At 43.2% G+C, this 25,570-nt stretch carries 16 protein-coding genes and 1 pseudogene; 6 read left to right on the top strand and 11 right to left on the bottom strand.

What is annotated here, in order from left to right; translation table 11 throughout:
- Positions 1-80 precede the first annotated feature (80 nt).
- The 11 genes from ACYPWY_RS06070 to ACYPWY_RS06120 form a co-directional block, all read right to left on the bottom strand.
- On the bottom strand, positions 81-869 hold the full coding sequence (locus ACYPWY_RS06070) for a hypothetical protein (protein ID WP_459684544.1): 789 nt from the start codon (positions 867-869) through the stop codon (positions 81-83).
- 101 nt (positions 870-970) lie between these two features.
- A complete protein-coding gene (locus ACYPWY_RS06075; RefSeq protein WP_459684545.1) occupies positions 971-2,818 on the bottom strand; it encodes an Ig domain-containing protein in 1,848 nt (615 codons plus the stop codon).
- A 79-nt stretch (positions 2,819-2,897) separates the two neighbouring features.
- On the bottom strand, positions 2,898-4,694 hold the full coding sequence (locus tag ACYPWY_RS06080) for a hypothetical protein (RefSeq protein ID WP_459684546.1): 1,797 nt from the start codon (positions 4,692-4,694) through the stop codon (positions 2,898-2,900).
- 18 nt (positions 4,695-4,712) lie between these two features.
- On the bottom strand, positions 4,713-5,921 hold the full coding sequence (locus tag ACYPWY_RS06085) for a glycoside hydrolase family protein (protein WP_459684547.1): 1,209 nt from the start codon (positions 5,919-5,921) through the stop codon (positions 4,713-4,715).
- A gap of 68 nt (positions 5,922-5,989) precedes the next feature.
- Entirely contained in the window at positions 5,990-7,696 is a 1,707-nt protein-coding gene (locus ACYPWY_RS06090; RefSeq protein ID WP_459684548.1) for a hypothetical protein, read from the bottom strand.
- Positions 7,697-7,711: 15 nt separating this feature from the next.
- Complete coding sequence (locus ACYPWY_RS06095) at positions 7,712-10,861, bottom strand: SusC/RagA family TonB-linked outer membrane protein (RefSeq protein WP_459684549.1); 3,150 nt, start codon at positions 10,859-10,861, stop codon at positions 7,712-7,714.
- A gap of 14 nt (positions 10,862-10,875) precedes the next feature.
- The gene (locus ACYPWY_RS06100; protein ID WP_459684550.1) at positions 10,876-12,498 is read right to left on the bottom strand and encodes a fasciclin domain-containing protein; all 1,623 of its coding nucleotides are present in this window, start codon (positions 12,496-12,498) and stop codon (positions 10,876-10,878) included.
- Between the two features lie 32 nt (positions 12,499-12,530).
- Positions 12,531-14,090, bottom strand: coding sequence for a fasciclin domain-containing protein (locus ACYPWY_RS06105; protein ID WP_459684551.1), 1,560 nt, complete (start codon positions 14,088-14,090; stop codon positions 12,531-12,533).
- A 13-nt stretch (positions 14,091-14,103) separates the two neighbouring features.
- Complete coding sequence (locus ACYPWY_RS06110) at positions 14,104-15,636, bottom strand: RagB/SusD family nutrient uptake outer membrane protein (protein ID WP_459684552.1); 1,533 nt, start codon at positions 15,634-15,636, stop codon at positions 14,104-14,106.
- 13 nt (positions 15,637-15,649) lie between these two features.
- A complete protein-coding gene (locus ACYPWY_RS06115; protein WP_459684553.1) occupies positions 15,650-18,919 on the bottom strand; it encodes a SusC/RagA family TonB-linked outer membrane protein in 3,270 nt (1,089 codons plus the stop codon).
- Between the two features lie 17 nt (positions 18,920-18,936).
- Positions 18,937-21,183 (bottom strand): fasciclin domain-containing protein, encoded by a 2,247-nt coding sequence (locus ACYPWY_RS06120; RefSeq protein WP_459684554.1) that lies wholly within the window; start codon positions 21,181-21,183, stop codon positions 18,937-18,939.
- Positions 21,184-21,847: 664 nt separating this feature from the next.
- Between ACYPWY_RS06120 and ACYPWY_RS06125 the strand changes: the two genes are divergently transcribed.
- From ACYPWY_RS06125 to ACYPWY_RS06150, 6 genes and pseudogenes are all read left to right on the top strand, one after another.
- Positions 21,848-22,519: a hypothetical protein gene (locus tag ACYPWY_RS06125; protein WP_459684555.1), complete on the top strand. Its 672-nt coding sequence runs from the start codon at positions 21,848-21,850 to the stop codon at positions 22,517-22,519.
- A 15-nt stretch (positions 22,520-22,534) separates the two neighbouring features.
- On the top strand, positions 22,535-22,990 hold the full coding sequence (locus ACYPWY_RS06130) for a hypothetical protein (protein ID WP_459684556.1): 456 nt from the start codon (positions 22,535-22,537) through the stop codon (positions 22,988-22,990).
- Positions 22,987-23,457 (top strand): hypothetical protein, encoded by a 471-nt coding sequence (locus ACYPWY_RS06135; RefSeq protein WP_459684557.1) that lies wholly within the window; start codon positions 22,987-22,989, stop codon positions 23,455-23,457. Before ACYPWY_RS06130 ends, ACYPWY_RS06135 begins: the two co-directional genes overlap by 4 nt.
- 201 nt (positions 23,458-23,658) lie before the next feature.
- A complete protein-coding gene (locus ACYPWY_RS06140) occupies positions 23,659-24,120 on the top strand; it encodes a hypothetical protein (protein WP_459684558.1) in 462 nt (153 codons plus the stop codon).
- A 221-nt stretch (positions 24,121-24,341) separates the two neighbouring features.
- Positions 24,342-24,926, top strand: a pseudogene (locus tag ACYPWY_RS06145) (M43 family zinc metalloprotease); the annotation flags it as partial.
- Between the two features lie 36 nt (positions 24,927-24,962).
- A complete protein-coding gene (locus ACYPWY_RS06150) occupies positions 24,963-25,520 on the top strand; it encodes a T9SS type A sorting domain-containing protein (protein ID WP_459684600.1) in 558 nt (185 codons plus the stop codon).
- Positions 25,521-25,570: the final 50 nt, after the last annotated feature.

The raw sequence follows: 25,570 nt of genomic DNA on the forward strand, positions 1-25,570 counted from the left end.
CCCGTAGGGGGGAAGCCCCTCCAACCTCCCCGTAGGGGAGGCTTTTGAATCCCCCCTACGGGGGGTGGGGGGGCTGTTTTTTATTTTATATAAACTTTACTATAAGCCGATGTTCCATCTTCGTAAACCGATTTTTGTATCAGGATGCCTTTGGCTGCCGATTCGGCTACCGGGCGACCTGTCAGGTCGTAGTAGGCTTTAGATACTGCTACTTTGCTGTCGGCAACAACGCTTTCAACAGAGGCAGCTATATCGGTTTCGACAAATACCCAACGCCAGCGTGGACGGTCGGCTACTGTATTGTTGAATTGTACGGTTTTCTCCAATTCCGAAGCGCTTTCTTTGTTTCCGTTGTTTACTTCCATTCCTACCACTTTAGTTGCTTCTCCATCCGGAACTTCCATGCGAATGCTATAAGTGTTATAGTCAATCGAATTTTTTGAATCAACTTTTTCGAAAAGAACAGAGTAGGGTTGCCTTGTTTCGCCTATTAAAGCGCTTGCTATTTCAGCAGTACCATCAGCATAAGGTATATTTCCGCGTACAATGTATTTTTCACTTGCAGTTCTCAATGCAAGCTTGCCTGTTCCCGATGGCGCCAGCTTCCAATAAGTGGCTGTTACATCAATATCGGCGGCGGCAAGAGCTGCTGTTAAATCGCCATCGGTTACTTCCACCCATTTCACCAAATCGCCGACGGCATACAAATACTTCGGATTGTCCACATTCTTACCTTCATCTGTCCCGAAAGAGAAGATTTGGTAATACTTGCTTGCATCATACACAAGTGCATCGCCAACCGCTTGTGAAAATCCGTTCAAAGATACTGCTGCAAAGGCAGTTAAAAATAATAGTCGAATTTTTTTCATAAAAATTTAATTTTGAAATTAGTAAAATAAAAGCGTTATTTGGTTTAATTCATATTTTTAATGTAATGGGCAGACACGCAGGTCTGCCCCTACATCAATCCTTATTTTATATACACTTTACCAAACGAAGATGTTCCGTCTTCGTAAATAGATTTTTGTATCAACAAACCTTTGGCTGCCGATTTAGCTACCGGACGACCTGTCAGGTCGTAGTAGGCTTTATCGACTACTGTTTTACCGCTATTGTCAGCAGCTACGCTTCCGATACCGTCGCCGCTACCCAAGATGACATAATCAACTGCGTTTTTAACGATAGTCAAGTAGTCAGCTGTTAAAAATCCTGCTGTTTGTTCACTCACTCCTATATTAATATTTTTTTGAGTGAAAGAAGTTCCATCAGCTAAAGTTGTACCTACAGGGAACTCGAAAATAACGGGTTTGCCCGAAACATCGGTAGTTCCGCTAGGCGCAGGAGATGAAGCGGTATAGTTATAAGCTCCTGCCGGAACAGTTGCCAATACGGTAGCTTTATCTTCGTTGCCTGCTACCCACTCATATATAGGAGTTAGTATTCTGAATTTGGCATGTTTTGAACCGGTTGCCAAAGCTATTTCGCTACCAAAACCTGCAAATATCGGATGAGCTGCATCTACAACGGCTACGCCTTTAGGCACATCGTCTAACGAAGCCGGATCAGATGCCGATTCTATATTAACCGGACTTCCCCAAGCCCAACGGCTGGATTGATACATAAATGGTTTCAAGTTAACAAGAGGTTTGGCTATACCTTTGTATTGCGACATACCTGCATCGCCCGAACCCGGTAATGCTGCCAATACTATTGCTTTATAAGTACTGAAATCGACGCCTGTTGCTGTAGAAAGAATCACATTTACATCATAGCTTTCGCGCAATTTTTCCAAGATGGCTACATCGCCTGCATCGGTTGGAGTAGCGTTGTTGGTTACATAAGCAATCAGGGTTTTGGTAGGCACGGTTACACTGATAGTTCCTGTAAGCGCATCGGTGGTGTTTGTACCATCAGTAGCTGTTACCGAATAGGCATAATTACCTTGAGCAGTAGGAGTACCGGCAATGGTAACAGTTTTTGCCTCAGCGTCGGGAGTAACGCTTAATCCTGCCGGAACCGATCCTGCTGTCCATGTAACGGAAGCAGAAGTAGCTGTGCCGCCATATTTATAGACGATAGGAGCAATAGCAGAACCTGCATATACATTCTGCGAAGCTATACCCGATTGCAAAGAAAGCGTTGGTGTAGTTGGCGCCGGAACATCAAGACCTGCTGTAATCAATATACGGAATATATACAGATTTGTATTATTTCCTGCAACAGTTGTATTGAGGAATTTGAACTTAAATGTTCCTGTTCCGGTATAAGTGAATACTTGTTTTTTTATAACCCTAGTACTTGGAAGAGTGGTAAGCCCTTGTGAAACATATTCTCCACCATTTGCGCTGATTAACGCTTCATACTCTTGTGCAGTAGAGTTATTTCCGCTACAAGTCCACAGTGTTATAGTTGCGGGGCCTTGTATATCGGGCGTGATTAAGTATCCGCCACCGCCGGCAGTTGTTTTGCGGATAAAGCTGATTCCTCCGTTGGTCGCTCCGTTATCATCCGGAGTTTCTGCTGTATATGCAGCTTCTGTACCTGTATAATCATACGCTGCTGAAGTATTCTTAATATGAATACGTTGTCCATTAGGCCCTGCCCCAAGAGTCAAGCCTTTAGCAATTACTTTTTCCGCATTTGCATCGGCTGAATTTCCGGGATAATAATCAATATCAACCTCCGCATTTTCTGCGCCTTCGGTACCAAAACCTTCATCAACATTAAAGTTGGCTTCAAACAATACTGTCGGCTGAGCTTGTAAGCCCATACTCACGACTGCAAACACAGCCATCAAAAAAAGTCTAATCTTTTTCATAAAATTTTCTTTTTTAAATTAGTAATATAGTTGTTATAGTGTATTGGGCAGACACGCAGGTCTGCCCCTACATTAATCCTTATTTTATATACACCTTGCTATAAGCCGATGTTCCGTCTTCGTACACCGATTTTTGTATCAACAGGCCTTTGGCTGTTTTTGCAGCCGGGCGGCCTGTGAGGTCGTAATAGGCTTTATCGACTACTGTTTTGCCTGCGTTGTCGGCAGCAGCGCTTTCGATGTTAACGCTGGATCCTCCTGTCAGGTATTTGGCTGCATTTACGGCCAATGTTATGGCATCGGCTGTCAGTCCGTCCCATGCTGTTTCGCTCAATCCCAATATTATCTGTGAGAACTGAGTTGGGTCAGACATGGCATTCAGGGTGGTGCCCACAGGTATTTCGGCATAGCTCCAGGCAGGATCAGCCTCACCTTTTGCAGTGGCCAACACAGTTGGTTGTGCAGAAGAAGATACCAGTGATGGGAATTTAACAACACGATTACCCGATTCTTTTGTTGTTACAACAATCTCGTCATTCCCGCTTCCCGTAAATATAATACCGTCAAATATGGCATGGCTTTTGGCTGCTGCCGGAACAACAATTGTTGTTTGATTGGTATTAGCCGGTACACACCAATTCCATCTGCTGGCCTGCATTTGGTAAGTCTTCATCTGCAAGAAAGGTTTTGTCAACGAAACCAGTTTCAGTTCGGCAAGACCGGCATCGCCCGAATTGGGAACGGCGCTCAGCACAATAATATCAAATACATCAAAATCCACACCTGTGGCGCTGGAAGCTATTTTGGTAACGGCAAATTTGCCTGATGCCTCAAAAGCATTTGTAAACGAATCGTCCCGAACATCGCCCAAGGTTGTAACGTAAGCCAATTTCTTTTTGTCGGTATCCTGTACGGTCAACGTACCCGAAAGAGGAGATGTAATCAACGAACCATCGGTAGAAGTTATCGAATAGCTGTAAGTACCTTCAGCCGTTGGTTTACCCGATATAGTAAGGGTTTTGGCAGTAGTATTGGGGGTAACGGTTATTCCGGCAGGAGCCGTAACGCCACCCGGCGACCATACAATAGTAGCCGCAGTAGCTGTACCGCCATATTTATAAACAATAGAAGTTATCGACTGATTGGGATAAACAGTTTGCGTGGTAGTAGCCGCAGCCGAAGTTAATTCGATTTTAGGTTCGGTAGCAGGAGCGCCATCTTCGAGCGTTGCACGCACGTAGGCGAGACGAAGAGTTCTACCGGTTCCAAGAGAAATATCTCCAGTTGGATTAATTTCATAAATTCCGGATGTTGTAGTCTCTTTTATGCTAACCTGTCGATATACCCTGAATGATTTCGTCCCGTCAGGAACATCTACCCCATCAACAACTTGTCCATTATTTCCGGCACGACAAGCAGGAAGACTACCAACTTTGTATCCGGTAATATTATTCGGATTAAATGGGTATTCATCCGAAAAAAGGAACGCCGGCTGTCCTGGATTGGATGTATTATCGGTTGTGCCATTAACTTTAACCGCAGTAATTACTTTGTCATCGCTATTGCTGGTAATAGTTCCTTCTAAATAGTATGTCTGACTTGTGGTCAATGCAGCACAAATATAAGTACCACTATTGGTATAAACATTGTTAGAAGCGTTATTCGTCGCAGCTCCACCACCAATAGTAAATTTCACTTCCGTCGTCTGACCGGAATAAACCGTATAGGCTGTGGTACCACTAACAAATAATGATCCGGAAGTAGCATTCGATGCTGAAGAACCATTATAATCTCTACCTAAATCCACATCGTCTTGTGCGAATGTGCTTAGGCTAACAGCCAAAAACATGGCCAATAAAATGTAAAGCTTTTTCATGATAAAATTGGTTTTAAATTAATTAAAAGCCCCCCCGCCCCCCGTAGGGGGGATCATAAAAGCCTCCCCCACAGGGAGGTTGGAGGGGCTGGTTATTTTAAACACAAATCCCGACGATGAGCCATACCGTCCACCTTGGGCGGCATTGAACAGGTATTCGGGTTTTCCGTTTTTCATTAATAACTGTGGACGTTCGAAGCGTCCGTATCTTTTCAGGTGAGCGGGAGCGGGCGATTCGGCGATGTAGGCTTCGGCGCCAAACCAGGCGATTTTTGGTTCCGACCAGTCGAGGCCGTTGTCCGATTCAAAAATCAATCCTGCCGAGTGGTCGAAATAACCCATATCGCGCATCAACATCTTGAATTTGCCGTCCTCTACATAGATGTAGGCATCTTCCACCTGCTTGTTTCCGCCATGCCCCGAGAGGTCAATCACGGGATTCCCTTCGTAGCGCTTGTATTCGCCTTCCACCTCGTCGGCGATAGCCAGTCCATACTTGCGGTTGGCGCGAATGTCGCCTTTTTCGTTCCTGTAGTCCTTTTCGTTCCACGATTTGTAATAGAGCCAAGCCTTCCCGTTTTGGGGATTGAGCAAAAATGCCGGATTGGTTGTATTGCAATCGTCCCACTCGCCTTTGTTTCCGGCTTCAAGAACCGGTTTATCGGAGCGTTTCCAAGGGCCGTACAACGATTTGGCGGTTGCCAGGCCAATGCGTTTGGTATATACCGAGCCGTCGCTATTCCCCATATAAAACAGGTAATAGGTTCCGTTGAGGTATTGTATGTGCGGATTGTGGCAGGTAGTAGCATCGAAGTAACCCGGGCGTGGAGCCAGTACTGTTTCCAGATAGACGTAAGGGCCTTCGGGCTTGTCGGCTACTGCATGAGCAATTTCGCACTTGTGTATCCAGCCGCCCATCTTGTACTTGTCGGGCCAGCGCGAGTAGAACACGTGCACACGGCCTTCGTTGTCGTATATGGGGGCGCAACACCACACATAATAACCTTCCGATTCCAATATCCGCCCAACAGGCTGCAGGCTACGGCTAAAATCCGATAGCTTACCGGCAGGATAGCGGTTGATAACAGCCGTATCTGTCTGGCTTTTGAGAATCGAGAAGTAAGGTTTCGTTTCTTTCAGGCTCAAGCTATCGCCGGAGGAAAGGGAAAGCCCTTTACCCTGCAAAGCAATAAACATCAGCGCTAAAAGAAATAAGCTTTTTTTCATTTTTGTTGTTGTTAAAAAGCCCCCCGTAGGGGGGATCCGGATCCCCCCTACGGGGGGCGGGGGGGCTGTTATTTTTTCAAATCATACTTAATAAACCAATTAGCCGGATTTTGCAGCTTTTGAGCTATTTCCTCGCGTTTGCCCAGCGGGTATTTTTCGCTTACCCTGTCGGCTACAAACGAAGGATCGTTCCAGCGTTTTGCCATACGAATGGCGGCATACAAGCCACGGGCTTCGCCACACGATTCGAGATAGGTTTCGTCCAGCACCAGCTTATCCAGGGCGTATCTCTTTTCTTCGAGTGTCAATGCTGCGTTTCTAACCACAGGGCCACCTACCTTAGCAAGACTAACCCGCGTTCTGACTCCGACATTGTATCCTTCCGTAGCCGAACTTATATAAAGCGTTCTCGGAAAATCTTCGAAAGGCGAAACAAAAGCTTTCACTTTCGAATCGTAATATCCTGCCATTCCGTCTTCGAACAAGGCCATCGCTTCGGTCAAACGGTCTTTGTAAGTAACATTGCCGGCGGCGTCCGATACTGCCCGTTCGACGTGCAACAAAGCTTCAACTAAAAACAAATGAATATCGGAAGCGCGGTAAATCTGCACAGGCGTTTCGCCACGGAAAACCTGAGCGGCGCCATCGCGGCTCGAGATATATTTCCACATCACCCAATCTCCATTTATAAACAAAAACGAAGCTGCATTGTCTCTATTTGTACCATCACCGCCAAAAGACCGGTTGGTATCGCCTGTTCCGGCTCCACTCTGTGCCTGTGCCCTGAATAAATCTATCGCCGCCTGTGTAGGACGCATCAGGTACTTGCACGAAGGACCGTTGTAGAAATAGTCAATCAGGTGATTGCTTTGGTTTTTGTCGTAATCGTACAGAAACAGGGATATAGTTTCGAGACGGGTATAAGTACGGAAGATTTTTTTCCAGTCGCCGTTATAATCGCTAAGGGTTATCTGGAAAGAAGGTTTAGATTCAGAATCTTCCAATCCGATACGCAGCATGGCGAATCCGTTATCAATTGATTTTTGGTAATTGCCTGCAAACAAATACAACTCGGTTAGCAAGGCTTCGGCCGGCGGGCAAAAGCGTTCCCATTGCGATTCGCTTGTGCTAAGGATTTCCGACCAGCGCACCCTGCCTTTACCGGTGATATTGCCAGTACGTCCATTGATTTTAATACCTGTTTCGATTAAAGTAATACATTTGTCGATTACCGCATCAAAACCAATCGTTGGGTATTGGGTAATATCCTTGTACTGGAGGAGGGGATCGTCCAACCACACCGCTTCGCCATAAATCTTCGCCAGCATCAGGTATGCCCAGGCTTTGTAGCGAAGAACACCACCTATCAGGGCATCGAATGTAGTTTGGTCGATGGCTGTCGGATTTTTTTCGTAATATTCGGTCACATGAGCCAGGTAGTCATTCGCATTGAGAATCACATCGTAGTATCCTACGGGGTTAGCAAACTCACTATGGCTGACATCGCTGTAGTTGTACAAATCAATAATTTCGTTTGTTGCATTCTGGGTTGGTTCGAGCAAGTTTCCGCGCAAGCCTTCGAGGTATATCGCCTGGTCGGCTACTGTTTGCGCTTTCGCCGCTACCCCCATATACCCCGAATACAACTCGGTAAGCGTGCTAGGGTAATCTTCCCCCAGCAATTTGTCATCAGGATTCACACCGAAAAAGTCATCGCAGGATGTTATCGACAATCCTAATAAAATGAAAATTAAAATATTAATATATCGTTTCATAATTGTTTATATTTTTTAGAATTGTAGATTAACGCCAAATTTCACATTCATCGGTTGAGCCACTTTTGCATAGTCGAAACCTTGCATGCTTGAGCTATACGAATACGAGAACTCAGGATCGAGGCCCAGGTATTTAGTCCATGTAGCCAGATTTTCGCCTGTTACATAAACAGTTCCTCCACGTACTATATTGAACAGGTTTTTGAAGTTGTAGCTCAATGTCAATTCTTTCAGTTTGACAAACGAAGCATCTTCAATCCATCTGTCGGAGAAGCGGCTATTGTTCATTGGGTCGCCGTAAACTGCTCTGGGAATATCTGTTACCTGGTTTTCGCTCATCCATCTTCTATTCACCGATATAAGCTGGTTTTCGAAGCTGTTGACCGACTCAAAGCTGCGTCTTACCGCATTGTAAGCCTTGTTGCCCTGGCTGTATGCAAAGTTGGCAGTCAGCGTGAAATCCTTGAAGCTTACCGATGTATAGAACCGTCCGAACACATTGGGATTTGCATCGCCCAAAATCACGCGGTCTTTTTGGTCAATCACGCCATCCCTGTATTCGTCCACAAAGCGCACATCACCGGCGCCGAAAGAAGCTCCTGCATAGGTTGTAAGGCCACCGTTGGCGATAGCTTCCTGTGCCGAAGCAAACACGCCGTTGGTTTTGTAACCATAGAAGCTATAAGCCGATTCGCCTTTGCGGCTGATAAGCGCCGAACCGTCGGCCAGTTCGATAATCTTATCCGATTCGCCACCCAGGCTCAAAATTTCGTTCTTGTTTTGTGCAATAGTACCGCCAACTAACCAGCTCCAGTTTTTGTTTTTGAAAACATAGCCCTGCAAACCAACTTCCACGCCTGTGTTTTGTATTTCGGCCAGGTTGTCGTAAGTAGAATTAAAACCAAATACGGGCGAAATCATCTTGTCGAGGATAACATCGGTAGTTTTGCTCTGATATACATCTACTGTCAGATCCACGGCATTGTTTAAAACGGCCACATCCAATCCAAGATTAATTGTTGCTGTTTTTTCGGGAACAATTTTGGTATTGGCAATACCCTGGCGTACGATACCCGACAACTGTTGGAAAGTTTGATTGATGAAATAATATTCGCTCATCATAGAGGCATAGTTGCTGTTTCCGGTCAACGAATATTCGGCGCGGAGCGTCAATTTATTCAACAAAACTGAGTTCGACAGACCCGGCATGTTTTTGATGTTCCAAGCAGCGCTCAGCGATGGATACACATAAAAGCGGGTAGCATCGGGGCCGGTAGATGAAGCGCCGTCGTACGACAGGTTCAGGCCTCCATAAATCAGGTTGTTGTAGTTGTACTCGGCTTTGCCGTAGAAATTCATCCAGTTCCACAAGTCGATGTATCCGTAATCATTACGGCCTACGACCGAAACATTTCCTAAATCCCTGTAATAATCGGATGCGGTATTCATCCCTGTACCCAAGTCAAACTCGCGATGGGTTTGCATCATTTGCCAACCCAAAGAGGCTTTTAAATTGTGTATATCATTAATCTTCTTTTTCCACGAACCATTCAGGTTGAAATAGATGTTTTGCGTTTCTTTTACACCATTGCGTACGGTATTGTTGGCCAAACCATCCGAAAGAGGCATGATAGACCTGATTGTTACACCCGGTATAAACGCTTTCGCGTTGTTGAAGTTGTAGAAAAAGCCCACCATTCCGGTCAATTTCAAGTCGGGATTCACGGTATAATTAAAGCCGCCATTCATGATTACGTCATAAGTTATCGCTTTCAGCTCGGTTGTTTTCACCACAGCCAGGGGATTACTTACACGGTCGTTTTCATAAAATTTACCTTCCATATCCTTTATGGTCGAAAAATTGGGCAATTCGTGATTAAACTGGTCTTCTTCATACGGGCTTTTCAAGGGCGATTTAGCTAACGCCGCCAAAATAGGATTGGTTTGTTTTAGCATTCCCTGTTCCTGATAGTCGTTTGTAAGATAGGCCATCGAAATGGATGCAAACATATCTATCTCTCTGGATATATTTACATTGGCATTCAAACGTGCGTGATACCGGCTGAGGTTGCTGCCGTCCACCGTTCCGCTCTGATTCAAATATCCCAGCGAAAGGTCGTACATGGCTATCGCATCCCCACCCTTTATTTTCAACAAATTGTCGGTAACAAGGGCCGGCGTGTAGATTTTGTCTTGCCAATCGGTGTTGCCGTCATACATAAACTTGTAATAATAATTCGGGTCGTCTTTCAAAAAAGGAAACGTACTCAATACATCGGCCGGGTCGGGATAGTGAGTCAAAGCGATGTTACCTATGTAAGCTTTGTAATCATCGGCTTTCATCACAGGCAAAGTAGCCGTATTGCTCGACACACCGTATTGCCCGATAAACGATACTTTGGTTTCGCGGTCGGATGCATTATCGGTTTCGATAAGGATAACGCCGTTGGAACCCAGTGAGCCATAGATAGAAGCATCGCCACCTCTGAGATAGGTAACATTCTGAATATCGTTCGGGTTCAATCCGTTAAGAATGCTGTTTGAATAACCGTTAACCACATACGAATCTTCCATATCGCTCACGTAGGGCACGTTATTAATTACAATCAGGGGAGCCGAGCTACCTACAAACGATTTTATCCCTCTCGAATTGAGATAACCGCCTTCGCCCGGCGCACCGCTCTTCATTACGGTTCTTAAACCCGGCAGCGAGTTATATATCGCCTGTTCGACTGTTATACTCCCTTTCGCAAAACTCGACTTATCGATGTTGTTAATGGCCGAAGATTTATTTTGCAATTCGTCTTTGTCCATGTGCTTCAGCAAAGTTTCGCTGTAATTGTATTTATCAACAGGGATAAGGCTCGCTACAATCTGGGTTCGTCCCATAATTGGTTGCTTGTAGGTGTAATAACCCGGCGACCATATTTCTATATTGGCGGCCAAGTCCGGCGCTTCCAGCACAAAATTACCCTCACTGTCGGTTTGCACAGAGTTTGATGTTCCCGATACCGAGACAACAGCGCCGGCCAATGGTTGGCCATGCGACAGGGAGGATACAACCTTCCCTGTCAACTGACGTTTTTCCTGAGCATAACCGGCATGGATATTAAATAAGAGGATTCCTACTAACGTAAGAACTTGTATAATTTTATATCTTTTCATAAATCGCATCATTTTTAATAGTTATTGGCTGTTGGTAGCAACGCCCAGTGATATATCTGCAAAGTTTTTGCGGCAGTTGTACTATAAAGCTTATTAAATTTCACCTTTATGTGGAAAGTTTCCAAACCATCACCTTCCAGGTTAACCGTGCCAACCTTTCCGCCATGTCCGTTCCACTTACCAATACCGCCACTATACTCTGAGGTAACGTTGTTACGGTCGTAGTTCCATGGGTTGGAAGCCTGAACCTGAAGTTCCGCCTTCAAAACAGGCCAATCGTCCGGCATCGGGTCGTTCCCCGAATGGAAAGATATATCCACAAAAGCATGGTCGCTACTGCGGAATCCCATATAGAGGTCGTATTCTCCGGGTGGCACCTTCATTACAGCAGCTTCTCCGGTTGCGGCGTTGTAACTGATGGGTGGAAATTCGGCCGAAAATTCATCCGAAGAATCGGCTATACCGGTCAGTTTCAAAAGATAATAGAATTGTATCGGGGTGTTAGCCGGCGTACCATCTCCCTTGAAGATTTCGATACCACCATCGGATCTGGCTGTATCAAGTCCCTTAAAGATGTACAACGAGGCTCTTTCTTCTTCGGTCAGGTATTCGTAGTAGTGTACCAACGATTTCATTCGTTTGAGGTAAAGATTATTCGGTATCTTCATTTTAGTTACCTTATAAACCACTCCATTACTCAATTCATCGGTATTCACTTCATCCACTTCTTGCACGGTAGTCCGCCATACTTGTCCGGCAGCCGATTTTAAATCAACTGCTTCGTGGTAATCGCTTACCAGTCCGTTATGGAAAATAGCTCCCTTTATCCAGTTGATTGCCAAAAGTGTATCGGCCTGAGTATAATCTGTACCCATCGCGCCGTAGGCGTTTTGCATGGCTGCATAACAATCTTCAATAACCTGATTGCTGGGCAAAAACATGGTGAACTGTTTAAATTCGCTGCTTATGTCTGCTTTGTCGAACATGGGGTTGGTGTAATAAAATACCGAGTCGTAAACAATATTCCCCGACTTATCAACCGAAACAGGCGTACTGTTTACCCTGTCGAACATCCGCACATTGTAGCTAAGAATTGAGTCGCGGATAATTGAGTAATCGTCTCCAAGTGTTTCTACATAAGCAAACATATTGGTCAATGGCCGCATCAGTTCCGGAATTTCGTGAACCACCCCGTTTTTGAAACGTTTGCTGGATAGTATTTTCTGTCCGTTCGCATAAAAATCGTCTCCTTCTTGCGAGATGGTTACATATATGCCATTCATACACATGATTCTCAAACCTTGTTTCAGTTCGGTTTGTCCAAAGGCGAGATTACAAATATGGTAGCCGCCCAGCAATGAATCGGATAGATTTTCGTACTCCGAGTCATCGTAGTTTTCATTCTTTACCGCAAAAACCGTCAGATACTGATTTTTACTCATTTCATCGGCAAATTTGGCAGATTTAAGGAGATCATAAAACTGAGAATAGGAGCTTTCGTTATCAAAATATTCCTTCAAAGTTTGGGTAGATACGTCTTCGTTGTCAACATTACTATTGTAGTGCTTATCCCACTCGTCCGAACAGGATATGAATATGAATGCACTTGCTACTAATAATAAAAATATCTTTTTCATAATTACAATAATTTATGTGTTTATAGCCCTATTTAATCAGCGGGTACAAATTCTATATAATCCAATACGATTTCAACATTATCCGTTTGGAGAATACGCAGAGTGTGGCTGGTGGTTGTGTTAAACACCACATTGCCTATTACAACCGTTTGAAGGGAGGCAGACGTTGTCAGTCCGTTAGTTGCCGCTTCAACACCAACATAAGCGCCATCCACCGTGATTGCTATCTTACCGCTTTTTGTCAGGTTAGATGAGCCTGCACTAAGACAGCGTACTTTCAGGGTGTAGTTGCCTCTGAGAATAGTCGGCGACTGCATCTCAATCCAGCCAAACAATTTGAGGTTCAACTTCAAGGCATCATGATTCATCGCTTTATTTCCTTCCGAATCTTTTTTGTACATGCCGTATCTAACAGATGAGTTCAAGACATCAAAAGCAGCCGTTTCCCATGTGTAGCAATTAACTTTACCTACTTCGATGTTACGATTAACATCATCTTTTTCCTTTGGTGTACGGTAATCGCTAAATAAATCGGCCAAGTCGGAATAGTCGGTCAGTTCCCAGGTTACATTCGCCAAATCGGGAACAATAACAAACATCGGGTCATTTATCACCTGAACAATACCGTTTTTGGTATTGATATTAGGAACAAGTATCGAAATGCCTTTTCCGGTTGCTTTGCGGTAGTTGATATACAAACTATTATCGCGTGCCGAAACATTTATCAACTCGCCGGAAGCCGAGGTTTCGATATTTTTCGATGTGGAAGTGCCCGAAAATTCGGATAATTGGTCTAAATCCCACAACTGGTCGAAAATACGATACGATACATATTTGTTCAAGGCATTGTCGGGGTCGGTATAGTTTTGATCGGCAGCGCCTATCGCAGCTATCAATTCGCTTGCATTGTGTATTCCATTTTCGACAAAAGCCGAATTTGGCGTCAAGAACAAGGTGTAGTTGACTTTAACACCTCCAATTCTTATACTCGACAGCAAGGTTTTGTAGCCTGTTATATCGAGGAGTTCGGCAATGATAGAATATTCGGGCGCACTGGCTATATCCCAGATAGTGGCCGTGATAGGAATCAAAACCTGATTTATTCCCTGAATAATTCCGTTGGTTGTTTTCACATCCAGGTTATCGACATGGGCTACGCCGTTTACATAAATATCGCTACCGCGGTATTCGATAGACAGACGGTCGCCGGAAGCCGTTGTATCGGAAAGCACTCCAACACTAAACGTATTCTGGTCGTAAACAGTACCGGCTATTGTGTGATATTTCACCAATAATTCGGCTTCAGCCTTTGGAAGAGCGCTAACAGAAGCGTATCCGTGATTTGCCAAATAGGTTTCCACCGCTTCATTCGAAGGGATGAAAGCCGTATAAGATTTGCTCAGGTTTAGTGTGGAATACATACCTGCCTGATTCAACACATCGGCCCATTTCGAATAGTTTTTATTTCCGTCCAGTGTCAACCAGGTGGCAATCGGATATTCTCCCACGGCAGGCACTATATCGCCCTTATTTGGGTCTTCACACGAGACGAGCAACAACATTGCACATATAAATATTGCTATTTTTTTCATAATACTCTTTGTTTTAATTTTTGTTACCATACAAGTTTGTGTAGTAGGAATTTTGTTCCAACAAATGGTTCGATTGCATTTCATCCAGATTAACAGGTAAATAGTGCGAACCTTCGTTCAGCAATTTTGCACCTGCAGTTCCCCAGTCCATAGGACTCAACGTAACTAAAATTTCGTTAATCATCCACGACTTGTACTCGTAATTGTTTCTCCGAGCTATCCGCAACAAATCGAACCATGATTTACCTTCGCCACAAAATTCGCGTATTCTTTCCTCATATATAAAAGTCAACATTTCGATCTCGCTGGAGAATGGCGGCAATTGCGGCTCCACTATGCCGGCACGGGTGCGTACAAACTGGATGTCGGCCATCGCTTCGTCATAATAATCGTTGCCTTTCATCGTGTAAGCTTCCGCCCTCATCAGGTATATTTCGGCAAGGCGGTAGATAATGAAATTCTGGTCGTATTCGTTCGAAGCTCTAACAGCAGCAACACCACCATTAGCCACCGAATTAACACCTACAAACTTCCATATTTTTGTTTTTCCGCCATCCACATAAAAGGTGCCACCATTCCCCCTTACATCGCCGGCAAGCTGGGTATTGTTTAACAGATACGAAGCGAATGATGAAGGTGAATAATACCAATTGACAGAGAACCAGTCGAAAAATTTATTGGTTTGTCCCTTGGTGTAATTGTATTGTATTTCGAAAATACTTTCGTTTGAATTGCCGGGGAAAAAGTTTGTAAACCAAAGGTCTTTCGAAATCATTCCCACGCGTCCCGAACCTATAATCTGTTCGCAAGCGCTGATACATTTATCGTAATCGCCTTCCCACAGGTAAATATCGGCCAAAAGCGCCAGTATCGACCATTTGGTAGCTCTTCCTTTGGTATTCACCTGGTTGTAAACATCTGATTCGGGATAAAATTCCTTGGCTGTATTCGACTTGAGTACGGCGGTCAGGTCTTCTTTTATTCTGGTCAGTATTTCTTCTTCCGTAGAACGTGCCACATCAAATGTATTTTCATCACTCACGTATGGTTGCGTAACAAGCGGAACATCCTTAAATGTTCTTACCAGGTAGAAATAAGCCAACGAACGTTGAAAATAAGCTTCGGCAAAGTATCCATTCATTTCCGATACGGTAAACGAAGGGTCTATATCAACCACTTCGGGCGCATATTTCAGTACCGAGTTGGCCATATTTATCACCTTATACATGCAAGCCCATTGGGTCAGTTTATTCGACTCCCGTACCCTCAATTCTTTTATTTCTCTGGCGGCGTCCAGTTCGGATGTGGTAACATTACCGGTGTAATCAATATCCGTACCACGGGCTTCGCCCCAAGCATAAAGGTAATCGACACTTTCGCGCAGTTTCACGTAACCGGCTGCAACCACCGATTCCACATCGCTTTTCGAGTTCCAGTACTGGTCGGATGTCTGCGCATTATCGGGGAACAAACTCAGATAATCGTCGCACGCAGGAAACATCACCGAAGCGAGTACCAAAAGCAGAACTATTTTAATTTTTTTCATAATCAAAAATCTATTAATAACTAAATGAAAGACCAAATAAAAATCTCATTGCCTTAGGGGTATAGGAAGCATCCTTTGCTACCTGATAAATACGTTGATCATAGTCTCCATCGGCGCTTAATTTCACTTCAGGATCTTGTCCGGTATATTTAGTCCATGTAAACAAGTCGTATGCTGTGCAATAAACCATCATCCGGTTTATTCCCCATTTGCTCAACATTTCCCTCGGCAGATTGTACCTCAAGGTTACGTTTTTCAAACGCAAAAACGAAGCATCTTCAACAAAGCGGTCGGAACCCAGGTAGTTATATCCTCTGTCGTACAAAGCGCGAGGTATATCGGTATTATCGCCTTCGTGCTTCCAGCGTTGCAACACGCGCATACTCTGATTGCGTTCGCCATACATGTTTTCGGAATCGATGCGCGTTTTGTTAATTACTTTTTGTCCTACCCTGGCATGGAAGAAAGCGCTGAACAGGAAGTTTTTGTATTTAACTTCGAAGCCACCGCCACCGGTGAGTAAAGGATTGGAATTGCCCAGGTAAACAAGGTCGTAGCGGTCAATCACGCCATCGCCGTTCACATCTTCGTATTTTGCATCACCCGGGTGAACTTCCTGATCTATATTGATCATGTGTGCCGGTTTGCCATTGATGTCGTGTATCAGATTACCCGCCTTATCGCGAGCATAAGTTTCTTCTTCGTTTTGATAAACGCCTTTGTATTTGTATCCATAAAAAGCGCCGAGCGGATCGCCTATTCGTATATTGTAGGCATAGTATCCGTTTTTGGCTTCATACATGTACGAATACAAGTTATCGGGCATTTGTTCTACTTTATTTTCATTTTGAGCCAGGTTGAAATTGACCGATACTTGCCAGTCTTTATTGCGGAAAGCCTGGTAATCGGCGCGAAATTCCCATCCTTGGTTCGACAAGCTACCCGAGTTGTAGTATTTTACGTTTGCGTAACCCGAACTTGAAGGGATAGAAATTTTTTCGTTCAACAAGTCTTTTGTTTTACTTTTATAAACATCGGCCACAATCGAAAGTCTATCGTTCAGGAAGCTGGCATCAAGACCAAGATTTTGTTGAGTAGAAGTTTCCCACTTCAGGTTATTCAACTGAATCTGATTCGGTTCTACCGCCGCCATGTCGATGTATCCGGGAGTGATGGCTTTAAACGTACCGATGTAGGCATAAGAGCCGCTAGGCGTTTTACCGCTTTGTCCCCAGCTGGCGCGTATTTTGAGGAACGACAGCCATTCCTGCGATTGCAGAAATTCTTCTTCGCTCGGCACCCAAGCCAGACCGATGGTTTTGAAACCGGCCCAACGGTTGTGCGAACCCATTGATGAGTTCCCTTCTTCGCGATAGCCTCCGTTAATCATATACCTTTCTTTGTAGGCATAATGCAGGTTGGAGTTAAATCCTACGCTGCGTGTCTGAGACGAGCCTGATGCAAGTTTTGCGATGGTACCTCCGGCAGTAGGGTCGGAAGTAGCAGGAGAAGCATTTCCGCTGATTTCGCTGGCATAACTCGACGAGTTACCTTCTTCGTTTTCGATAGAAGCGTTGGCTGTCAACTTATGATCTTCGCCAAAATATCCCTGATAAATAAGCGAGTTTTTAATGTAGATGCTTGTATTGTCGGAAACGTTATCGGCGCTGCGGTTAAAATATTCGAAAGTCCAGGGGGCTCCCGATACGCTTTGCGGCAAGAATTTCTTCGTTTTATTTTTCTTGAGATACAAACTGGCTGTACCGCGATAATCAAGTCCTTTCAAGAGTTTGTAATGCAAATCGAAGGTGAAGCGGCTGTCGGTTGCAACTGTCCGGTTTATTGATTCGTTTACCATTGCCACCGGATTAAATATTTCCGACAACTCGCCACTACTGCCTTTCACCGTCAGGTCTCCCTGAAAATAATTGGATGGCGTAAAGTATTCGTTTGTCCGCCTGTTGTTTTTGTCGATGTAGTAAGGACTCATGTTAGGCATCTTGTTAAGAGCATGTCCACGCGGGCTGTTCCAGTTGGCATCTTTGTCGGAATTGACAAAGGCAAAGTTGGTGGTAATATCCAATTTGTTCGAGAACTTGTAGGTCAGGTTGAACGAGGTATTGATACGCGACATAGCCGTACCAATAGTTGTACCGTCTTGGGTGAAAGAGCCGACAGAAAAACGATATAGGGCCTTTTCGCCACCACCCGACATCGAGAAGTTGGCTTCGAAACTTTGTTCGGGTTGAGTAATTTCACTTAACCAATCGGTTTCCTGATTGTATTCGTCGAAATACACCCAACTTGGGTCGAAGCCGATTTCTTTTGTATCGTACAACAATTTCAAATAATTCTGACTTTGCGCCGATGATACGCCTAAATCGCCTATGGTGTTCCATATTGCATCCTGAACCATTGCCACATACTGCGAAGATTTCAACATCGGGATGGTGTTCCGTTCTTTACCATAACTGTATTTCGCATCGAAAGTCAGCATAGTTTTTCCGGCCGAACCTTTTTTGGTTGTAATAAGCAATACCCCGCTCGAGCCTTTCGAGCCCCAGATGGATGTTGCCGCTGCATCTTTCAATACCTCTATCGACTCGATGTCGTTGGGCGGAATATTCAGCAAAGCTCCGAAATCTTCGGTGTTGGCGGTTGCAAATTCAAAGTCGTCATTGATAGTTGTAGGATAAGGAACCCCATCCACTACAATAAGCGGGTCGTTTGATGCGCTCAACGAAGAAGTACCACGGATGCGTATCGAACTGGAAGCTCCCGGTTCGGCGCTGGTGATAATATCCACGTTCGACATACGTCCCTGCAAGGCATCCTCAATAGAACTTACCGGGGCTGTTTCGAGCATCGACATTTCTATTTTTTGAGTAGCAGCCACAAACTCGCGCTGTGTCAAGCCCGATTGGTTGCGTTCCTGAACTTTAGCGATAACTTCCACGCCCGTGAGTGTGTAAGAATCGTCTTCAAGTGTTGCATTCAGTACGGTCTGACCGTTGTATTTCACTTTTTTGACTTTGTAGCCAATCATGGAAAATACCACCGTCATATTATTATCTTTCGGAACCTGCAATCTGTAATCGCCATCCAGTCCGGTCATTGTACCGACCAAAGACCGCTGGTCTTTATTTTCAATATATACGCTGGCTCCGATAACAGTCTCTCCGGTATTGTCTTTCACGACACCCGTCAATATGCCTTGTGCACTCGATGCAAATGAAACAAAGAGGCAACATGTTAATATAATTATCGATCGAAAAATTCTCATATCTATATTCTTTTTCATTATTCAAACTCTAATAAGCCATCAATCTGATAAGCAGCTCCATCGCCGTAGATATACGGGAATACCGATACAACATTGGCGATATTGCCTTTGGCATCTCTTACCTGTATAGCCGAACCGGTGTCAATAATTGTCAACTTGGTTGGAACTCTGCCCGCATTAACCTTGTATGTGTTTAATTCTCCCTGAACGCCGGCGCCAGGGAAAGGATAATCGGCCAGAGAACTTGTAGCCACATTCACAAAGTAATATTTCAAATAGTCGGCCAAAGCGGCTTCATCCGTAGGAATTTTTCCGGTAGTTTTTCCGGCTGCAATGGCATCATTGGTAGGCACAAACACAATGAAGCGATCTAACAGGAAGCTGAACGGTGGAGTCGTCAGATTAAACTTGGCGGTTGTCAGCAAATCTTTGAACGAAGTGAATGTAGGAGGCGTATTCCTCATTATCTGATCCCTGAAATAATTGGCATCGGGCAATAAGGCGATAGCATCTTCTCCGTATAATTCGTAAGCTGTTCCGTTGTAAGCATCATATATTTTCTTAACATTGGGCGCTCTGTTCGACAAGTTGTTATAAACATCCGAAGAGTAAACCTTGGCAGGGGTGGTACTTTCGTCGAGTAACAAGTACTGGTACGGAGTCAGCGTTTTATAAATTTTGCTGGTACCCGAACTTGAGATTAGCCTGGCTCCCACATGGTTGTTTGTAACCTGAACCATACGAGACACGCTTAAGTCATCATAACCTCCCTCATTGTTTTCAATTTCTATCGTTTGCTTTCCGTACAAATTAGGATTGTTATCGGAATACTGCAAACCATAACTATTAATCATGGTATTGGTAATTAAGGTATGGTCGGTAGGTATAAACAGCGCCAACTGAGCGTTATCTGTCATCAAAGACGGAACAAGGTTTGCCTTGTCCATCATGTGCAAAAACGCGGTATAGTCCGGATTGCGGAACAACGGAGCCGTAACGCTTTGGAACATACGCGGAACGTTCACACTAGTCAAACCATATACTGTACCGTTTGAGCAAATCTTCCTCAAGCTGGTGTTTACCGGATCGAAACTGATAGGTGTTCCGAAATTGGTTATAATCTTCCCTCTTGTAATTTCTTCGGGGAAAACAACATCACCTTGATAGGCATGATTAAGCAACAAATATTTCAATGGAATAAACGGCACATCTTCTATCGAAGTATAATAATCTTTCCAGAACGAATCGAAGAAAGTTTGTATAGCTGCATTGCTAGGCGCAAATACGTTGTATGTCCAGCGACTCAAAGACTTAATATCATTGTATGTCGGCACATAATCCACTTCGGAGGTTGTCCATTCCGAAGCAATGAGTGGAAGCGACAAATGAAAATGAGTATAAAGCGTATCGCCCGGGCCACCGTAATCGGCCGTAGCTCTCGGATCCATAATGTAATAGGTAAAGCGGTTGTACATGCTCAGGAAATCGGAATATTCCGATGAATTTTTCAATTCGTCATACACCGTTTCGAGTGGTTCTACCACTTTGTCCACCACATAAACATATCCGTTATCGGCAACAATGGCGTATTCGCTCACCGATGCGTTAGAAACAACAAAACCGCCATTTTGGCCTGTCCATTCACTTTTGGGATAAAAATATTTGTAGTTGTAAGCCGCATCAATGCCTTTCGTACTGAAAAACCAGGACGATAAAACGGGCACAAAACGGTCGTTGTGATATACCTTTCTGCTTCTGGCAGCCTGGCCTGGCTCAACGGTCGGATCGTTTTCTATCGAAATAGTATCTTTACTCTTGGTTCGGAACTTGTAGTACATACCGGCATTTTCGGCAGCAAATTGTTCCGTAGTGGTTAATCCATCCGGCTGATAATTAGCTAACTTTTGCTTGTCGTACGAAAACCAAATCAGGTGATATGCAACCACCTTTTCGAGTACCTTTTTAGGAACATCGTTCAACGAACTGTAGCCGTTTGCAACAAACCAAGCTTTAAAAGCTTCGTCGGTAGGAGCAATTACTGTAATAATACCTTTTCCGCTGATCATGGTGGTGTAGCCAACCTTATCGACGGCTTCGAGGAAAACCGAAAAATTTCCCTTTTTCTCCAGAACTTCTTTTGCGTTTCCCTTCAACCATCCGGGAACCTCATAATACTTGTCCAGTTCTTCTTCGCACGAACTAAATAAGAACAAGCATAAGAGCAGACAAAATCCTGATAATTTCAAATCAATTTTGTTTCTCATAGAACGTTAATTAAATTGTTATAACTGTATTGGTCTTTATTCTTTTTCATGATAAAATATGCTTTTAAAGCGTTTTCTGTGTTATGTTTTCATTTTCTTACTGTCATTAATTTAGGTTTAGGTTAGGTTATTAATCATTATTTATTTCTATTTTAGCTTACAAATCAAATGTTAACAGCTTCATTTTCAATGGTTAATAAAGAATCACAAACACGCAGCCCTGTATTATTTAATGGCACAGATTTGTGGTTACTACATCTCTCGTTACAAAAATATGTAATCGGTTATATTGTTAGGGGTGATTTTTTGACTTAGTTAGTTTAACACCCCATTTTTATGATGCAGTTTCAGGTTCAAAGTTTCAGGTTCAAGGTTTTGTGTAGAGACGTGGCGCGCCACGTCTCTACTGAGAGGTTCTGCAATGCTTGGGTTTTGTGCCATAGCTGGGAGATTGCGGGTCGGAGCCCGCAATGACAGAAAGCATTGTTCCTTGTTTTTGCCGGACAAATGTCTGTATTTTTTTCTGGCGTAGTATTTTGAGGCCTTAAATTTATTTTATGAATTATTCTTTTTCAATGATTAACCATATCTAACTAAATGGGGGGGGTAATTCTGAAATATTGTTATATATTTGTCATAATAAAAATCACTAAAACAATTAAGTATGAAAACGAAACAACTTTTACTGTCAGTATTTGCCGTATTGTTGGCAAATACGGCGTTTGGACAAACTGCATTGGTTTCGGACAGCAATGGAAATTATAAGATTGGGGAAGATTTGGTTAGCGGATCAGCCTGGGGATATGGAAAAATGCTGAATTTTTCGGGCTGCGAATGGAACACCGACCCTGTGTGGATGGCCAAGTATGCCGTAAGCAGTGATGTTTCTGAATTTAGAATTGGGTTAGGGGATGATGATGCCGACAGGCTTGTTATCGGTCGTGTTACAAATTTCTCGAACCTTGCCATGTATAGTTTCATGACAATTGGAGACAAAGTAGGCATCGGCACCGACAACCCCTACTACAAGCTGGATGTGAACGGCACGCTCAGGGCAAGGGAAATAAAAGTAAACCTCAACACAGGCGCCGACTTTGTTTTTGACGCCAACTACCAGCTAAAATCGCTCAACGAAGTGCATAGCTTTATCAAGGAAAACAAACACCTGCCCGAGATACCCTCTGCCGCCGAGATGACAAGCGGCGACACCGACTTGGGCGTATTGCAGGTAAAGCTGCTGCAAAAAATTGAAGAACTGACGCTGTATGTTATTCAGCAGAATGACGAGATACAAACATTGAAAACGGAATTGAAAGAATTAAAAACAGCTAAATAGCGGAGGGTAAAAATTATGAAAAAGATATTATTTATATTGACAGCCCTGTTTGTCCTGACTACCGGAATGAGCGGCTGCGATAAGGAAGAGGAAAAAAAGGCGCAAATAATTCCGTGCAATCCTGAAACAGAATATATTCGGGATATTGATAATTTTGAAGCTGTCATATTCCGAGAAGAGCCTAACGGTCTTGTATCTACTCCGTTCATTGCGTTATACGGAAGTAATAATCTGATAAGTGCAGTTATGAAAGAATACGAATATGAATCGGATATGGTCAAGTATATTACTACGTATGGTATTTGTAATTGTCCTTTATACGTTAAAGACTGGGAAATACCAGAAGAAGGGTTGCCTATCGTATTAAGTGGAAAATTGTATGAGTACAATGGATCACGTCCTGCTGTAGCGGGTCCAATTCATATATGGTATATACTAGAGTTATCAACCATTCAGAAAAAAGAATTATGAAAAAGATATATATGTTTTTTGTGGCCCTGTTTTTTGTGGCAATGGGTGTTGCTGGGTGCGGGGATGATGAAAAGAATACACCTAAAAGCGTTGAAATTCAGGATCTATCATTAGAGCGGGTTTCATATTTTTGCTGGGAAAATATTGAATTGAACAAGATTTATTTGATAAATTCTGAGCAAGAATTAAATCGGTATTTTTCTTGTAGAGGTGACGATATTCCTGCTATAGATGTCAATTTTGACGACTATTCGTTGATTATTGCTCATGGAGTTGCTACAGGGGGAATTGGTATTATTAAGAAAGAAGTGGTACAAATGGGTCATAATAAATACAATTTGAATATAGATATAACACTTAACCTTACAGATGTTGCGGGAGAAAATTGGCAAGTAGCCTCATTGATACCAAAGTTACCACAAGAACAAAATACGGTATTCTCATTAAACATTAATCAACATTATTAAATATTATTAGTTATGAAATGGAAATATGTTTTATTGATATTTGTGTTTTTGTGCTTTAAATTATATACACAATCCCTCGTTTGGCGCAAGTTTGTAACTTGTGCCTGATATTCAGGTAGTTTTCAACTACCAAAAGTTGCAAATTTTTTAATTTACGAATACAAGTAAACGGATTAATAAACAAATAAAAATATACGAATTATGAAAAAGATATATATGTTTTTTATTGCCTTGTTTTTTGTGGCTGTAGGTGTTGCTGGATGTGGGGATGATGAGGATAAAAAAGATTCAGCAATTCACCTTGGTGATGCGTTTACGGTAAAGATCAATGAATCAATTACACTTATGACTGAAAATAATGATGTTGAATTAACTATTGGTCTCAAGAAAATTTTAAATGATGGGCGTTGTTACAAATCGCAGTGTGAATTATCCTACGGCAGTCGTGCAGATATTCAAATATCTGTTACTAAAAATGGGGAGACATCAGATATTGATTTGTCGATTTGGGGTTGTATTGACGAAGAAAATGAGAATAGTAATGCCTATAAAGATACGCTGGGATACAGAATTCGGTTATTACGGCTTGATCCATACCCTGATGAGGGCACAAATAATAATCCGCTAGATTATAAATCAAAATTAAAAATTAAAAAGTTATGAGAACTATAAAGTGGAGTTTGCTTTCTTTAGTTTTTGTGTTTATGAGTCCAACAATAATGGCACAAAGTTTTTGTGCAACAGCATCTGATATTCCCGATATTTTGCAAACAATTCCGTCCACTCAATTTCAAATAGTGCAAAACACATATACAGTCAAAATATTTTTACACATAATACGGAGGACTGATGGAACAGGTGGGCAGACTCAAACCGAAATAAATATGGCGTTAAGCACGTTAAACTCTGATTATGAGAATCATGGAATTAGTTTCTCTTTGTTGGGAATAGATGAAATAAAAGATAATGCGACTTATGATAGAACAAGCTTTAGTGGAGACAATAATGGTGATGGCAAATTTGATAATTTTAGTCCAAATTCCCATGGGGATGCCATTGATATTTATCTTTTTGCTAATGATAAGTTAGACTTTGGATTAGCGAGTGGCATACCCGGCACAGCATTAGTAATAGGAGGTAATGCTTTTGGGAGTAATCTTGCCAGTACCCATACATTGTCCCATGAAGTGGGACATTGTTTGGGTTTGTATCATACTTTTCATGGTTTATGTGAGTCCGGATGTGCAGAATTACCTAATGGGAGCAACGGGTCTTCATGTGGAGACTTTGTAGCAGATACGCCAGCGGATCCTCAAACATTTCAGGTTAACCAAAATACTTGTACTTGGAATGGTCTAACATGTTCAGGAGCAAGTGGAAGTCAATACAATCCTAATATTCACTTAATCATGGCTTATGTCCCGCCAAGCTGTATGCAATATCATACATCCGGTCAAGGTTCAAGAATGAGGACAACAATAGCAAATTCTTCATTATTACAAAATGTGGCAAATCCATGTCCATATGTCTTTATATATGATAGAACATATCCAACAGCCATTGAGTATTTCTTAGGTAGGCATAATTTCACCGTTACCGGCTGTTCCATCGAAATGACCAACACAACAATAAATGCAGGTAACACCGTCAACATCAATTCGCAACACGGCGTAACCATCGGCCCCGATTTCTGGGCAAAACAGGGTTCCAACGTTACCATCACAGCAGCCCAGGCTTCCCCCAGCCTGTCATCCGCCAAAGTTGTGGACGACCCCGAAATAGCCACCTCGCTGGAAGAAGCAGTAACAACGCAAAATCCAAGCGAAAAGTTCGATTTCACCGTATATCCCAATCCCAATGACGGGAATTTCACGGTGGAGTTGAGTGGCGAGGTACAGCCCTACACGGTGGAGATTTACAATGCCTCGGGCGGTATGCTGGGCAAAACCAGCTGCGATGCGGAGGCGGTAAATATCAACCGGTCCGATTTACCCCAGGGTATCTACTACGTCAGGCTGTTGATGGGTAAAGAGGTTGCTACCAAAAAGGTGGTGATAAAGTAAGCAGAAACGCTCGTCGTACGTTATAAAAACCGCATCCCGAATAGTATTCG

Source organism: Viscerimonas tarda, from assembly GCF_054601255.1.

Excerpts from the sequence above, each read along its gene's own strand:
- ACYPWY_RS06070 (WP_459684544.1), bottom strand. The coding sequence starts at position 869 with ATGAAAAAAATTCGACTATTATTTTTAACTGCCTTTGCAGCAGTATCT.
- ACYPWY_RS06075 (WP_459684545.1), bottom strand. The coding sequence starts at position 2,818 with ATGAAAAAGATTAGACTTTTTTTGATGGCTGTGTTTGCAGTCGTGAGT.
- ACYPWY_RS06080 (WP_459684546.1), bottom strand. The coding sequence starts at position 4,694 with ATGAAAAAGCTTTACATTTTATTGGCCATGTTTTTGGCTGTTAGCCTA.
- ACYPWY_RS06085 (WP_459684547.1), bottom strand. The coding sequence starts at position 5,921 with ATGAAAAAAAGCTTATTTCTTTTAGCGCTGATGTTTATTGCTTTGCAG.
- ACYPWY_RS06090 (WP_459684548.1), bottom strand. The coding sequence starts at position 7,696 with ATGAAACGATATATTAATATTTTAATTTTCATTTTATTAGGATTGTCG.
- ACYPWY_RS06095 (WP_459684549.1), bottom strand. The coding sequence starts at position 10,861 with ATGAAAAGATATAAAATTATACAAGTTCTTACGTTAGTAGGAATCCTC.
- ACYPWY_RS06100 (WP_459684550.1), bottom strand. The coding sequence starts at position 12,498 with ATGAAAAAGATATTTTTATTATTAGTAGCAAGTGCATTCATATTCATA.
- ACYPWY_RS06105 (WP_459684551.1), bottom strand. The coding sequence starts at position 14,090 with ATGAAAAAAATAGCAATATTTATATGTGCAATGTTGTTGCTCGTCTCG.
- ACYPWY_RS06110 (WP_459684552.1), bottom strand. The coding sequence starts at position 15,636 with ATGAAAAAAATTAAAATAGTTCTGCTTTTGGTACTCGCTTCGGTGATG.
- ACYPWY_RS06115 (WP_459684553.1), bottom strand. The coding sequence starts at position 18,919 with ATGAGAATTTTTCGATCGATAATTATATTAACATGTTGCCTCTTTGTT.
- ACYPWY_RS06120 (WP_459684554.1), bottom strand. The coding sequence starts at position 21,183 with ATGAGAAACAAAATTGATTTGAAATTATCAGGATTTTGTCTGCTCTTA.
- ACYPWY_RS06125 (WP_459684555.1), top strand. The coding sequence starts at position 21,848 with ATGAAAACGAAACAACTTTTACTGTCAGTATTTGCCGTATTGTTGGCA.
- ACYPWY_RS06130 (WP_459684556.1), top strand. The coding sequence starts at position 22,535 with ATGAAAAAGATATTATTTATATTGACAGCCCTGTTTGTCCTGACTACC.
- ACYPWY_RS06135 (WP_459684557.1), top strand. The coding sequence starts at position 22,987 with ATGAAAAAGATATATATGTTTTTTGTGGCCCTGTTTTTTGTGGCAATG.
- ACYPWY_RS06140 (WP_459684558.1), top strand. The coding sequence starts at position 23,659 with ATGAAAAAGATATATATGTTTTTTATTGCCTTGTTTTTTGTGGCTGTA.